The 14,005-nt window shown below is 42.2% G+C and carries 13 protein-coding genes; 3 read left to right on the forward strand and 10 right to left on the reverse strand.

The features are described from left to right. Positions 1–14 precede the first annotated feature (14 nt). The gene (gene zntR / locus E0D70_RS13345; RefSeq protein WP_133012780.1) at positions 15–467 is read left to right on the forward strand and encodes a Zn(2+)-responsive transcriptional regulator; all 453 of its coding nucleotides are present in this window, start codon (positions 15–17) and stop codon (positions 465–467) included. Continuing rightward, a complete protein-coding gene (locus tag E0D70_RS13350) occupies positions 467–1,639 on the forward strand; it encodes an SO_0444 family Cu/Zn efflux transporter (protein ID WP_133012781.1) in 1,173 nt (390 codons plus the stop codon). Before zntR ends, E0D70_RS13350 begins: the two co-directional genes overlap by 1 nt. A gap of 77 nt (positions 1,640–1,716) precedes the next feature. On the opposite strand, the gene E0D70_RS13355 is transcribed toward E0D70_RS13350, so the two are convergent. The 3 genes from E0D70_RS13355 to E0D70_RS13365 form a co-directional block, all read right to left on the reverse strand. Next, on the reverse strand, positions 1,717–2,316 hold the full coding sequence (locus tag E0D70_RS13355) for a YitT family protein (protein ID WP_133012782.1): 600 nt from the start codon (positions 2,314–2,316) through the stop codon (positions 1,717–1,719). Positions 2,317–2,623: 307 nt separating this feature from the next. After that, the gene (locus E0D70_RS13360; protein WP_133012783.1) at positions 2,624–4,903 is read right to left on the reverse strand and encodes a YgiQ family radical SAM protein; all 2,280 of its coding nucleotides are present in this window, start codon (positions 4,901–4,903) and stop codon (positions 2,624–2,626) included. Positions 4,904–5,051: 148 nt separating this feature from the next. After that, complete coding sequence (locus E0D70_RS13365) at positions 5,052–5,714, reverse strand: class I SAM-dependent methyltransferase (RefSeq protein ID WP_240537136.1); 663 nt, start codon at positions 5,712–5,714, stop codon at positions 5,052–5,054. A 157-nt stretch (positions 5,715–5,871) separates the two neighbouring features. On the opposite strand from E0D70_RS13365, the gene E0D70_RS13370 reads away from it, so the two are divergent. Next, entirely contained in the window at positions 5,872–6,024 is a 153-nt protein-coding gene (locus tag E0D70_RS13370; protein WP_133012784.1) for a DUF2496 domain-containing protein, read from the forward strand. A 5-nt stretch (positions 6,025–6,029) separates the two neighbouring features. Here the strand turns inward: E0D70_RS13370 and E0D70_RS13375 are convergent, their stop codons facing one another. The 7 genes from E0D70_RS13375 to E0D70_RS13405 all read right to left on the reverse strand — a co-directional run bounded on the left by E0D70_RS13375 (position 6,030) and on the right by E0D70_RS13405 (position 14,004). Next, positions 6,030–7,127 carry an enoyl-CoA hydratase/isomerase family protein gene (locus E0D70_RS13375; RefSeq protein ID WP_133012785.1) on the reverse strand — a complete coding sequence of 366 codons (1,098 nt, stop codon included), beginning with the start codon at positions 7,125–7,127 and terminating at the stop codon, positions 6,030–6,032. A gap of 207 nt (positions 7,128–7,334) precedes the next feature. Continuing rightward, positions 7,335–8,672: a ribosome biogenesis GTPase Der gene (der, locus tag E0D70_RS13380; protein WP_133012786.1), complete on the reverse strand. Its 1,338-nt coding sequence runs from the start codon at positions 8,670–8,672 to the stop codon at positions 7,335–7,337. Between the two features lie 89 nt (positions 8,673–8,761). Further along, complete coding sequence (gene bamB, locus E0D70_RS13385) at positions 8,762–9,895, reverse strand: outer membrane protein assembly factor BamB (protein ID WP_133012787.1); 1,134 nt, start codon at positions 9,893–9,895, stop codon at positions 8,762–8,764. Positions 9,896–9,897: 2 nt separating this feature from the next. Beyond that, the gene (locus tag E0D70_RS13390; RefSeq protein ID WP_133012788.1) at positions 9,898–10,539 is read right to left on the reverse strand and encodes a YfgM family protein; all 642 of its coding nucleotides are present in this window, start codon (positions 10,537–10,539) and stop codon (positions 9,898–9,900) included. A 40-nt stretch (positions 10,540–10,579) separates the two neighbouring features. Then, the gene (gene hisS / locus E0D70_RS13395) at positions 10,580–11,863 is read right to left on the reverse strand and encodes a histidine--tRNA ligase (RefSeq protein ID WP_133012789.1); all 1,284 of its coding nucleotides are present in this window, start codon (positions 11,861–11,863) and stop codon (positions 10,580–10,582) included. 9 nt (positions 11,864–11,872) lie between these two features. Next, entirely contained in the window at positions 11,873–12,985 is a 1,113-nt protein-coding gene (ispG, locus tag E0D70_RS13400; protein WP_133012790.1) for a flavodoxin-dependent (E)-4-hydroxy-3-methylbut-2-enyl-diphosphate synthase, read from the reverse strand. An 8-nt stretch (positions 12,986–12,993) separates the two neighbouring features. Further along, complete coding sequence (locus tag E0D70_RS13405; protein WP_240537137.1) at positions 12,994–14,004, reverse strand: RodZ domain-containing protein; 1,011 nt, start codon at positions 14,002–14,004, stop codon at positions 12,994–12,996. Position 14,005: the final 1 nt, after the last annotated feature.

The following is a 14,005-nucleotide window of genomic DNA, read 5'->3' on the forward strand; positions in this document are numbered from 1 at the left end:
CAGAGGGACACAAAATGTATCGTATTGGGGAACTCGCTAAAGCCTTCGATGTAAAAAATGATACGTTAAGATTCTATGAAAAACATGGACTGCTAACACCATCAAGTCGCTCTGACTCTGGCTATAGAATGTATTCTGAAGAAGACAAACAAATATTGTCTTTTATCCTACGCGCTAAAACCGTTGGCTTTAGTTTAGCGGATATCCATGAGCTGCTTTCTATTGAAGTTGATAAAGCGAACAGCGCTTGTGCAGACGTCAAAGTCGTTGTTGATGCAAAATTAGCAGAAGTAGAAACTAAAATGGCAGAGCTTAATCACTTCCAGAAATCGTTAAAACGGTTATCTAATGCTTGCTGCGGAGGCTCGGAAAGTGCCGCGGACTGTACTATTCTTGAAGCATTGGCATCTGATGTTAATAACATCCACCCAGAGCAACACCATCATCTTAACAAGGAGCGATTCTAATGGATTTTTTACGGCATTTTTCTACCTTGTTTTTAGAGTCCGCCCCTTGGTTACTACTGGGTTTTATTTTAGCAGGCATGCTTAAAGTCTTTGTTCCGATGGGCTGGATGAATAAGCAACTCGGAGGTCACGGCCTTAAGTCGGTAGTAAAAGCCGCTATTTTTGGCGCTCCGCTACCTTTGTGCTCTTGTGGCGTTATTCCCGCCGCAGTTGGTCTGCGTCGAGCTGGCGCATCAAAAGCAGCAACCACCTCGTTCTTGGTGTCCACACCAGAAACCGGCATAGATTCCATTACTGTCTCATATGTACTGCTAGGCCCTTTTATGGCCATTGTCCGACCGATTGCAGCGATAGGCAGCGCTATTTTTGCGGGCCTGCTTGTTGGTAAAGATGAAAAGGAGATAAAAACAACGGCATCTTATGCCCCTGAAACATCTTCTTGCTGTGGCTCAGCGACTAAAGAGCCAGAAGCAACTTCTTGCTGTGGCTCAGCGGCTAAAGCGCCAGAAGCGACTTCATGCTGTGGCTCATCAACTAAAGCGTCAGAAACATCTTGTTGTGGAAGCAGCCAAGCACCAACAAAGACAACATCGGTAGTGAGTAAAATTCGCTCTGGATTAGTATACGCTGGGACAGAATTAGTCGAGGACACCGCTTTATGGCTATTAGTTGGTTTGGCCTTTGCTGCGCTAGTGCAAACCTATATTCCTGATGGCTTTCTTGCCTCTTGGGGAAATGGCTTGCTAGCAATGCTTGTTATGGTGGTTATTTCTATCCCTATGTACATTTGTGCTACTGCCTCTACTCCAATTGCCGCCGGCTTGCTGCTGGCTGGCGTTGCTCCAGGCGCAGTACTTGTTTTCATGATGGCAGGCCCTGCTACCAACATAGCCACCTTAGGTGTGGTTGCAAAAGAGTTAGGGAAAAAAGCATTAATTGGCTATTTAACGGGAGTACTAGGCGGAGCGTTATTTTTTGGTTTCTTAGTTGATTTCTTAGTTACCAAATTTCATATCTCTGTAGTGCCACAAATAGGCCCTGATCTTACTCTTTTACCAAGCTGGGTTTCTTTGTCTACCGGTGTGTTACTTGCTCTGTTAATTGTTGTTTCAATTACGAAGCAACTTACTGCCAAGTTAAGTAACAAGCACTCTCACCAGCATAACCATTAAAATTTTAGTTACTTCTGAATTTAGGCTAAGCCAATAAGCACATCTGTACGCTTATTGGCTTTTATAACTAAAGAACATTAAGCCACTTTAATTTCTTTGGCTTGCGCCCATTTTGGAGGTCGGTGGTATCGGCCAACAACGGAACTCAAGAAAGCGAAGGCTAATAATGAATAACCAATACTCTCTGCATTTAAAGTAAATATCGCCACTAAAAAAACCAACAAATCCGCCACCAGGGTTGTCTTGCTTGCATGGATACCGTAATGACGCTCTAGATAAACCGATAAGATATTTAGCCCTCCTAAAGACGCATTGTGTCGAAAAAGAATAATTAAGCCAAAACCCACCAGCAAGCCGCCCAAAGTACCAGATAAAATAGGGTTCATATTAATCGACACATAATGTCTCATTAATTCTGAAAAAATCGACAATAAGCTAATACTAATAAATGTGTTAATGGTGAAATCTCGACCTAACGTACGCCAAGCAAGAATATAGAAAGGAGTATTGAGCAAAAAGAATAATTGCCCAAAAGAGAGATCTGTAAATTGCCTTAAAATCATGCCAATTCCAGCAGTGCCACTAATAAGTAACCCTGAAGAATTAAGAATATGGATGCCCAAAGCAACCAGCAAGCAACCTTCAATAATAGAAAGCCAACGGTGTGTTACGTTCATGATAAGTCCTCGGTGCCGCATTAACTTTTGATTAACTACGGAATATCTATCGTTCGCTTCTTATGAAAGCGCTTAACGTAAGCTAGATCATAACTTAACGTTTAAACAAAACGTATGCATAACACATACCAAAATTGATGGCCGTATTATCCATAAAACGCACTATTTATCACTCTATTTGCTTCATCAAAAAGCATTCGCCCTTTATCGTGCCACTTCAGTGCACTTACACACTAAACCCGAGCCCAATAAAAAACCCGTAATAACCTAGTTATTACGGGTTTATAAACACTGCTTTATAGATTCGTTAGCGAGATTTCACTTTCGATTTACCACGTTTCGCTGGAGTGGTATTTGTGGGTGATGACCCTGCTCGGGATGGCGCACTACCACTTTTTTTCGAAGGCTTACTAGATTTACGTCGAGCTTTATCCAAAGCAACATTCTTTTCCAACGTTGGACGGTTTGACGTATGCGAAGCGCCTGTTTGCTGGCCTGGTTTCGGTTTTGTTGGGCGACGATGCATCTGCTTATCTTTATCTTCTGATGGCACTAGCTTGTTCTCACCCTCTCCAATAAGATCCGTTCGCCCCATTTTTGTTAACGTATTTCGTAAATCTTGCCAATTATTTTGATCATGGTAACGCAAGAAACCTTTTTGAACCGTGCGCTGTTTATAGTCTTTCGGCGTATAAACATCTTCACTTTTATAAGTGACTGGTTTTAGCGGGTTCTTACCTGAATGATACATAGCCGTTGCTAAAGACATTGGTGACGGATAGAAAGTCTGAACCTGATCAGGTTTGAAGTCATTGGTTTTTAACCAAAGCGCCAAATTCATCATATCTTCGTCTGAACTACCTGGGTGAGCGGCAATGAAGTAAGGAATCAAATGCTGCTTTTTACCCGCTTCTTTAGAGTACTTATCAAACATTCGCTTGAAACGTTCGTAGCTTCCCATCCCCGGCTTCATCATCTTAGAAAGAGTGTCTTTCTCAGAATGCTCAGGAGCAATTTTTAGCAAGCCACCAACATGATGGGTGACCAACTCACGGACATACTCAGGGTCTTCTACCGCCAAGTCATAACGTAGACCAGAAGCAATAGAAACGGTATGAATACCTTCTACTGCTCGTGTTTTACGGTATAGCTGCGTCGTAGGACTGTGATCCGTGTTCAAGTTAGAACAAATCGTTGGGTATACACAAGAGAGCTTACGGCAAGAAGCTTGAACCTCATCGTCGTTGCAGTTTAGCGTGTACATATTCGATGTTGGGCCACCTAAATCGGAAATATGCCCAGTAAAGCCCGGTACTTTCGCTTTAATATCTTCTATCTCGTTTAGGATAGATTCATGGGAGCGACTCTGGATAACTCGACCTTCATGTTCGGTAATCGAACAAAATGTACAACCACCAAAACAACCTCGCATAATATTGATCGAGGTTTTAATCATGTCATAAGCTGGAATTCGTGCTTTTTTATATTTTGGGTGTGGTACTCGCGCATAAGGTAAATCAAAGACGCCATCCATTTCTGGTGTTTCCAATGGAATTGGCGGTGGGTTAACCCAAATTTCTTTTTTACCATGCTTTTGAATCAAAGCGCGCGCATTATGCGGATTAGATTCAAGGTGCAAAATACGTGATGTGTGAGCATATAGAACAGGGTCTTTGGACACCTTTTCAAAAGAAGGTAAGCGTACATAGGTTTTTTCTGGATCAAGCTTTTCACCACGACGTAACGGCGCAGGAATCACTCGGATCGGCATCACATCAGGGTCTTCTTGACCCTCTTTTGTCTGGCATTTGCCTTCTGGAATGTATTCGTAAGGACTGTAGATTTGATCGACCTTACCCGGCCAATCAACCCGCGTAGAATCAATTTCTGTATAGCCGCCAGGCGGCGTATCACGAACAATAGTCGTTCCACGAATGCCAGTTAGCTCTTTTATACTTTTACCCATTGCCACCTGATGAGTGACTTCTAACATGGCACGTTCGGCGTTGCCATAAAGCAATATATCAGCGGTAGAATCTATAAGAACCGAACGCCTAACTTCATCGCTCCAGTAGTCATATTGAGCAATACGACGCAAGCTCGCTTCAATACCACCGATCATCACAGGCACATCATGGAAAGCTTCTTTACAACGCTGAGAATACACAATAACAGCGCGGTCTGGACGTTTTCCACCCACACCATAAGGCGTGTAGGCATCGTCGTTTCGGACCTTAAGATCCGCGGTGTAACGGTTAATCAAGGAATCCATGTTCCCTGCTGTCACCCCAAAATATAAATTAGGTCGACCTAAGCGCATGAAATCATCAGTATTACGCCAATCTGGCTGGTCAATAATACCAACGCGATAACCTTTTGCTTCCAGTAAACGCCCTAAGACCGCCATACCAAAACTTGGATGATCCACATAGGCATCTCCTGTGACAATGATAACATCACAGCTATCCCAGCCAAGTAGATCCATCTCTTCACGAGTAGTCGGTAAAAAAGGAGAAACACCATAACACTCAGCCCAATAATCTGGGTATGAGAAAAGGTTAATGGCGGTTTTATGTCGTTTGGTCATTGGCAGCTCTTGGTATCGACGTAACCACGGTGACATCTCGAAATGTGCGTTACGAAGATACATTGGTTATCGGGTGAATTTTTCGGCATTATCCCAGAAAATCACTCAGGTATACAGAGCCAATATGTAAAGCCTCTTTGCTGTCACTTTAAACAGAAGGAATATGCCAAATACTTTCCTCGAAAAAAACATAATCCATGTCTTTATAATACGCATTCGTTTGTACGAGATCTTCCGAAGCAATTTTTTGAATACGAGGTCCCCACAAGCCGGTAATATCTTCATGTGCCACTGAAAATGGTGGACCTTGTTTGTCGCCGTCATAACGCAATGAAACTAACAATACAAAAGCCGATGGCGAGAGCAGAGAAAGCGTATGAGACACATACTCTTCACGTTTTTCTGATGGCATAGCCACCATAGCGGCACGATCATAGCAAGCATCAAACCCTTTCTTTGAAAACATAAAGAAATCCCCCTCAACAATCCTTAACGACAAACCTTCAACGGTATGGATTTTGAGATCACCTTCCTCATGAGTGCTATAAACAAGATCATTATCACCAAGAAACTGAATCACAGCCAATGAAGATAATTCAACACCGGTAACTTGGTAACCTTGTTCAGCTAACCAAATCATATCGTTTGATTTGCCACACAAAGGAACTAACACATGACTACCTTTCGGTAAGTCTGGCCAATAATCAATAAGGCGAGGATTAATTCCTTCTTTATGAAAACCTATTCGACCCGTTTTCCAACGATCTAACCAAAATTCGTTTGTAATCACACCGACCTCATTAAGCATCATTTTCTTTCTACCCTAGGCGAATATTAGAACTTGTCGCCAATCATTATATCCTCGACAATAGGTTCTAGCAGATACGTTAGCTTAAACCTAACAAATAACATTGATCTAGGCTTCTACTTTTACACCCTAAATACGACACTTTTTATACGGAAAAATTATGTCTTTAGAAAACGCTCCAGAGCACATCAAGCTAGCAATTGATCTAATTGCACTCCTTGAAGATAACAAAATTGATAATCAGGTCGCAATTGACGCATTAACACTGGCGTTACATGATTTCCAAGCAAAAATGAGTCAAGAAAAAACTTAACTATTCTACGACACAGAGCTTGTTGTCGTATTAAAAAAAGTGGTGATTCGATCTTTAGGAACGTCAGAAATACGCGCGTACTGCCATTTTGGCAACCTGTCTTTATCCACAAGTAAAGCACGAACCCCTTCTCTAAAATCACCCTGTAAACAGCACTGCACCGATAACTGTAATTCATGCATAAAAACAGATTCAAGCGTTTTGCCTTTCGCCCAATCCAGCTGCTCCAAAATTAAATGTGCAGACAAAGGACTTCCTGCTAAGAAGGTATTCTTTGCTTTATCCATTGCTGAGCACTCAGGCAGATAAGACAACATCGCGGCATAAATATTATCAATACTGCCTGACATTAATGCAGATACCGTTGATTGCAATGCTGTAAGCTCTGGTTTCAAAAGTGGCAATTCATCAGATTGAGAGAACGTAAACAGGGCTTGTTCAATAATAGACCCAACCTTTTTAGGGTCTAATTCAGGCATATGGGCTCGCGCAAAAAAATCAATAATATTATTTCTATCTTGTGCCATAACATAGTGAGTCGCCAACCCAATCTCACAAGCGTCTGTCGCCGTAACCTGATACCCAGTCAGCGCAATAAAACGCGCAATGGCCGTATCTTCTAACTGATTTAAGAAATAGCTTGCGCCCACATCAGGATAGAGACCAATACTAATTTCTGGCATGGCAAGCTTGCTCGATGGCGTGACTATTCGATAGCGTGATGCCATCATTAATCCCATACCACCCCCCATAACATAACCATCCCCCCAGCAAATAACAGGCTTAGGAAAACGGTGCAAGGCATAGTCTAGAGCGTACTCTTCCTCAAAGTAACGTTGCGCAAAGTCAGTATTGATAGGGGCTTCTAAGCTGTTATAGACATCAATGACATTGCCGCCAGCACAAAATGCTTTATCTCCCGCTCCCTCCAGCCAAATAGCCACAACAGACTGATCCATTCGCCAGACTTCAAGCTGACTAAGCATTGCCTCAACCATATCAAGACTGAGTGCATTTAAGGCTGAGGGTTGATTCAGTCGAATAACGCCTAACTTATAGTTTTCCGCAAATGGACAGATTTCATATTCAATATGGCTAGCCACAAAACTCTCCTTTTTATTTTTATATGCTTTATGAAAATTACGCTAAGGTTTATTCGCAAGCAATATCTCAATTGTCATATAAGACAAAAGTAGAATTATCAACTGAGTAAATCACTCTATTTATTCCACAATAGTGAATTTTCAAGACAAAAAAACCCCACCACTCGAGTGATGAGGTTTTTTGTTAACCCTGTTAACTATTTGCGCCTATTTCTTAGGAGCATATGGGTTATCAGAGGACTTAAATTCAAACGAAATCGGTGTTCCCGTGATATTTAATATCGTACGGAACTTGTTCTCTAGATACTTTTTATAACTACCAGGAATCGAATCTGTTTGGTTACCATGCACCACTATTCTTGGTGGATTTGAACCACCTTGGTGAGCATAACGAAGTTTAATGCGACGACTATTAACCATCGGCGGCTGATGCTCATTAACGGCATCTTCAAGAATTCGGGTTAAGCGATTCGTTGACCATTTCGCATAGCAAGATTCGTACGTTGCTTCTATCGTATCGTATAGATTACCAACATCCGTTCCATGCAACGCTGAAATGTAATGAACTTTAGCATAAGGCACAAAACCCAAACGACGCTCGATTTCGCTCTTGATGTGCTCTCGCTCATCTTTCGCCAAACCGTCCCATTTATTCACAGCAATGACGACACCACGACCGGCATCTAACACATAGCCTATCATATGAAGATCTTGCTCAACTAAATCCTCATGGGAGTCAATCACAACAATCACAACATTGGCGTCTTGAATCGCTTGCAGTGTTTTAACAATAGAGAATTTTTCGACGACTTCTTTTACATGTTTACGACGTCGTACACCGGCAGTATCAATCAGGGTGTATTCTTTTTCATTACGAATGTAAGGAATATAAACACTATCACGCGTTGTACCAGGCATGTCATAAACCACGACTCGATCTTCACCAAGCATACGGTTAACAAGAGTCGACTTGCCCACATTGGGACGTCCAACAACCCCAATACGAATACCACGCGAACCTAGCTGAATCTGGCTTTTTGCCTCTGCGACTTGTTCCGCGAAAGGCAACATAACCTTATCAATTAAGATATGTACACCTTTACCATGAGCCGCTGCTATAGGCAGTAACTCTCCAAGTCCCAATGAATAAAAATCAGATAAAGCAATATCTTCATTGATACCATCTGTCTTGTTTACAACAAGATAAATAGGCTTATTCGCACGACGTAAATGATTCGCAATCATTTCATCGGCAGGGTTAAGGCCATGTCGACCATCCACTAAAAACAGCACAGCATCCGCTTCTTCTATTGCTAAAAGAGACTGGCGCGCCATTTTTTCATCAATGCCTTCTTCATCGCCACTAATACCACCAGTATCAATAACAATAAATTCATGTTCGCCTGCTTTACCATCGCCGTATTTACGGTCGCGAGTCAAACCTGGATAATCAGCAACCAAGGCATCTCGTGTTCGTGTAAGACGATTAAAAAGGGTCGACTTTCCAACATTGGGTCTACCTACCAATGCAATAACTGGGATCATTTTTTTACCTATAAAAATACAAAGCGGCCACCACCCCTTTCGGGAATGGCAGCCTCTTTAAAATCGCTAAAAGAGAAATCGTTTCGATTTCAATAGCTCAATGCGGTAACATCTGAGTCCGGTGTCAATATAAATAGCTTTTTACCATCCGCTACCATACGACTCCCTGGAGCAACATCATCGTTCGCGATATCACGGCCTTCTACTATACCCGTTTTTAGGTCAAGTAGATGGACATAACCACCACGATCCATCACCGCAACATAATCTCTAAAAAACTCGGGGGTAATCAAATCACGATTCACTAGTGTTTTGTTTTCCCATACTTCTGAGCCATTTTTGGCATTTAAAGCAATAACATTGCTATTCAAATCAACAATAACAAGTAAATCATTCCTTATTGCAACACCCACATCACTTGGGATACTGCGCTGCCAAATAGGGTTGCCTTTTTGTAAGGACAATGCGACCACCGTGCCATTATAAGCAGCAGCATAAACCACACCATCTTTTACTACGAGTCGACCATCGACATCACTTAGTCGCTCAATCTCATAGCGGCCTTCTGGCTTACCAACGGCATATGACCAAATCTGTTTTCCGGTTTGCAAATTATAAGCATTAACTTTGCCATCCGCAAAACCAGCCAGAACTTTACCATCAATAATAATAGGCGCACTTGTACCACGCACAGTTAATGCTGGCAAATCCTCTTTTGCTCGCCACAATATATGACCGTCTTTTGCGTCTAAAACATTCAACCATCCGTCAGCAGTTTGCACGGCTAACTTTCCATCAAAATAAGCAGGTTCAGATAGCACTTCAGAGCTAAGCGCCTGAGTCCATTCCACTGCCTTTTTCTTTAATGAAACAGCGACAAGTTGTCCGTCATAGGTGCCAAAATAAACATTATCACCACTACGAGTAACCCCCGCACTAGGTTTATATTTGGTTTCGATATGAATAACTTCATCACCATTTTTTTGCGATAACTGATAAACCGAACCAACTCGAGTAACAAAGAATAAAGAACCATCTTGTGCCACCAAGTTATAACGTTCACTCGTCTCACCAAAATTACCATCAACTCCCGTACGCCATGCCTTCCCTAAATCCACTTCACTTTTGATAGGAGATGGATCAGGTAGTGCGGGACGAGAACTAGAGCACCCTTGGAGCATTAAAACAGCTAGCAAAACACCGGTAAGAAGCGACTTATTCATAATCAACCTTTAACCAAGTCCTTAAGTTTAATATCTAGCAAAGGATGCTTAACGTTAGCGCCCAACGCTTCACTGGCCTTTTGATAGGCTACTCGCGCTTCATCGCGCTTACCTTGTTGAAGATAAATGTCTCCAGCAAGCTCTTGACGTTGTGCAAGAAACTCAGCTGACTTTACTTTATCTAATCGAGCTAGAGCAGCTTTGTAGTCTTGTTTTTGAATTAATAACTTTGTGATGCGCAAATTTGCAATGGCAATAAATGACTGATCTTTGGTTTGCTTAATCGCCTCATCAAGATCCGTTATCGCAGTATCGTAATTGCCTTTCTGCGCATCAAGACGAGCTAAAAACAACTTACCAAACATCGCATATCCAGTATCGTCGTAATCATCTGTCAGCTGTTTAGCGATAAAAGAAACGGTTTTTTGATTATTTTCTTTTGATAAATCCGCCGCCGCTTCAATCATATTTTGATAAAGGGCAGACGCTTGACTAAGATGATTGGCTTGGCTTCTTTGCCATGCTTGCCAACCAAAATAACCACCTACAGAAATGGCAATAATAATCACCAGAATAGTGCCGTTTTTTTTCCACCACTCTTTAAACGCTTCGATTTGTTCTTCTTCAGTCTTTAATTCAGACACTTATTATTCCTCACTCAAGATGCCTTTAGTGGCGCAACACTTAATTCAATTGTAATTTAGCACTAACACAGTTAGCGATTTCAGAAATCTCGCAAGATTCTTGATCACCCGTTTGCATATCTTTCACCTGACAAACACCGCCATCCACTTCCTCTTGACCAAGAATCAACGTCAAGCGAGCGCCAGAGTTATTTGCTTTTTTCATCTGACTTTTGAAATTACCACCACCACAGTGGCGTAAAATAGTAACACCTTTCGTTTCAGATCGTAGTTTTTCAGCCAGTACAGTAGAAGCCAGTTCAGCTTCATCGCCCAAGCTTACAACAAATACATCGGTAGAGGCTTTCGCTTCCTCAGGAATAAGTTCAAGCGTTTCTAACAGTAATACAAGACGCTCGATCCCCATCGCAAAGCCAACACCTGGCGTGGACTTACCACCTAATTGCTCAACCAAACCATCATAACGTCCACCCGCACAAATCGTAGCTTGAGAACCAAGATGAGAGGTCACCCATTCAAAAACGGTTTTACCATAATAATCAAGACCACGCACAAGACGGTGATTGATCACAAATGGCACGTCATTGGCCGTCAAGATAGCCTGTAAACGATCAAAGTGGGCTTGCGACTCTTCGCCAATAAACTCTTCTAGGCTTGGTGCATTATCTAGCACCGCTTGTGTCGCTTCGTCTTTAGAATCCAAAATACGCAGTGGGTTAGTACCTAAACGGCGCTGACTGTCTTCGTCTAATTGGTCTTTAAACCCTGTTAAATAATCTACTAAGGCGGCTTTATACGTTTCGCGTTCAGACGCCAAACCAATCGTATTCAGCTGTAACTCAACATGCTCTAATAAGCCCAGTTTTTTCCACAAACGCGCGGTTAAAACAATCAGCTCAGCGTCTACATCGGCACTCGCCATACCAAAAGCTTCAACACCAATTTGGTGAAACTGACGGTAGCGCCCTTTTTGTGGACGCTCATAGCGAAACATTGGACCTGTGTACCACAAACGCTGCACTTGGTTAAACAATAAACCGGCTTGATCCGCGGCACGCACACAACTTGCGGTCCCTTCTGGACGCAAGGTTAATGATTCGCCATTGCGATCTTCAAAGGTGTACATTTCTTTTTCAACGATGTCTGTCGTTTCACCCACACCACGTTTAAATAGATCAGTGTTTTCAACAATCGGAAAGCGAATCTGTTGATAGCCATAAGACTTCACAACATCAGCCACTGTACTTTCTAAATATTGCCAAATAGAAGACTGGCCTGGAAGAATGTCATTCATTCCTCGGATAGCTTGAATTTTACGAGCCACTACAATTCCTTAAATTTTAGCGATGATGTTCGCCATCTCACGTTCTTTAATTTCGGCTTTCTGACGGATCATTTTTTCAAGACCGTCAACCAATGTTTCATTTTTAAATTTGCTGTGTGGTTTGCCATCCAAATACACTAGGTTATTTGGCGAACCACCCGCAAGACCAATGTCCGCTTCTTTCGCTTCACCCGGCCCATTTACCACACAACCAATCACAGCAACATCCATTGGAACAACGATATCTTCTAATCGCTCTTCTAATTGATTCATGATTTTGATCACATCAAAATTTTGACGAGAGCAGCTTGGGCAAGCAATAAAGTTAATGCCTCGATTACGCAACTTAAGACTGCGTAACATATCCCAACCTACTTTTATTTCCTGCACAGGATCAGCAGCAAGTGAAACACGCAATGTATCACCAATACCATCCATCAACAAAAGGCCGAGACCAATAGAAGACTTAACAGTGCCAGAGCGCAAACCACCTGCTTCAGTAATACCTAGATGCAAAGGGTTATCAATTTGATTGGCAATTTTTCGATACGCTTCAACCGTCATAAAAATATCAGAGGCCTTAAGGCTTAACTTATATTCATGAAAGTCCAATTCATCAAAGTACTGAATCTGACGAAACGCGGATTCAACCAAAGCGTCTGATGTTGGTTCACCGTATTTTTTCTGTAGATCTTTTTCTAACGAGCCGGCATTCACGCCGATTCGAATTGGAATATTTTTATCTCTCGCGCAATCAACTACCGCTCGAACTCGGTCTTTATTACCGATATTACCCGGGTTAATTCGTAAGCAATCTACCCCGTACTCTGCCACTTTAAGCGCAATTTTATAATCAAAATGGATATCAGCAACGAGTGGTACAGAAACTTGTTTGCGAATTTCCTTAAATGCTTCAGCAGCATCCATGGAAGGAATCGAGACTCGAACAATATCACCACCAGCATCAGCAATGGCTCTTATTTGGGCGATAGTAGCGTCCACATCACACGTTTCAGTATTCGTCATGCTTTGCACACTAATGGGAGCGCCGCCACCAACAGGCACATTCCCCACCATAATTTGACGTGATTGACGACGTTTTATTGGCGATTCAAAATGCATAATTCTCTCTACTTGAGCTCGAAGCGAGCCAGATCTTTATGGGTATATGAAGAAAAGTCGTAGACTTCACCTTTAAATTTAAACGAGGAGACACCGCGAGCATAACCAAGAACAACACGGTAAGGTGCCGTGCCAGTTAATTCTAGTTTACTACCCGCTGTTTTCACCCCTGAATACAGAATTTTACCGCTGCCGTCGCGAACTTCAGTCCAACAGTCCGCATCGAACGTTACATCGATGTCATTGCTATAAAGAGGTGTTTTGGGTGTGATCGTTGCGCTATCTTCAGGGATTTCTTTTGTCGCTTCTTCAACTTTTTTAGGGTTAACACCCGCTTTTTCTAAAATGGCGATTGTCTCAGCTGAAAGCCCTGTGGTCACCCCATCTTCTTTCGTTGGCTTATCATCAGCTGGCGTGATTGCATCGGCTGGAGTGATTGTAGCGGCGGCCTGATTTGCAACAACAGTATTAGTTGAATCACTAGGCTGAGCAGGAGCAGTGCTCAGAATCGGTGTTTGATCTGTCGACACTGCATCATTTGATTTCGCTTGATTCGCTGATGATTGCTTATCGATAACCGCAGAGTTATTACTTGAAAACGTTGGCCACCAGAATGCTAAAAATATCAGTACGGCAATAATTACCACAGAAATAAGAATCACGAACGGATCGCCAAAGCCTGCTTGTTTATTGACCACTTTATCAACAGGTTTGATGTTTGATTCCGTACTCAATGTTGCGGCTAATGCATCGAATTTTTTCAACACGTCGTTTGCATTTATTTCAAGCAGACGGCAATACCCCTTCAGGTAACCCCTAGCAAATGTAGCAGACCTAAAGTAATTAAAACGATTGTCTTCAAGCGCCATAACTTGATCAATTGGTATTTTTAATTCACTAGCGACCTGCCTTTCATCTAGGTTTCGCTTAATTCGAGCGGCTTGTAACGTTTTGCCAATATCAATTTTTTCTGGATCACTGTCGTTGAAAGAAACATCCGTTTGAAATTCAGTTGTCATG

The sequence above is a fragment of the Marinomonas flavescens genome, assembly GCF_004352835.1.
Lineage (GTDB): Bacteria > Pseudomonadota > Gammaproteobacteria > Pseudomonadales > Marinomonadaceae > Marinomonas > Marinomonas flavescens.

What these genes read in the sequence shown, in the direction of transcription:
- zntR (WP_133012780.1), top strand. Translation starts at nt 15, where the DNA reads ATGTATCGTATTGGGGAACTCGCTAAAGCCTTCGATGTAAAAAATGAT.
- E0D70_RS13350 (WP_133012781.1), top strand. Translation starts at nt 467, where the DNA reads ATGGATTTTTTACGGCATTTTTCTACCTTGTTTTTAGAGTCCGCCCCT.
- E0D70_RS13355 (WP_133012782.1), bottom strand. Translation starts at nt 2,316, where the DNA reads ATGAACGTAACACACCGTTGGCTTTCTATTATTGAAGGTTGCTTGCTG.
- E0D70_RS13360 (WP_133012783.1), bottom strand. Translation starts at nt 4,903, where the DNA reads ATGACCAAACGACATAAAACCGCCATTAACCTTTTCTCATACCCAGAT.
- E0D70_RS13365 (WP_240537136.1), bottom strand. Translation starts at nt 5,714, where the DNA reads ATGATGCTTAATGAGGTCGGTGTGATTACAAACGAATTTTGGTTAGAT.
- E0D70_RS13370 (WP_133012784.1), top strand. Translation starts at nt 5,872, where the DNA reads ATGTCTTTAGAAAACGCTCCAGAGCACATCAAGCTAGCAATTGATCTA.
- der (WP_133012786.1), bottom strand. Translation starts at nt 8,672, where the DNA reads ATGATCCCAGTTATTGCATTGGTAGGTAGACCCAATGTTGGAAAGTCG.
- bamB (WP_133012787.1), bottom strand. Translation starts at nt 9,895, where the DNA reads ATGAATAAGTCGCTTCTTACCGGTGTTTTGCTAGCTGTTTTAATGCTC.
- ispG (WP_133012790.1), bottom strand. Translation starts at nt 12,985, where the DNA reads ATGCATTTTGAATCGCCAATAAAACGTCGTCAATCACGTCAAATTATG.
- E0D70_RS13405 (WP_240537137.1), bottom strand. Translation starts at nt 14,004, where the DNA reads ATGACAACTGAATTTCAAACGGATGTTTCTTTCAACGACAGTGATCCA.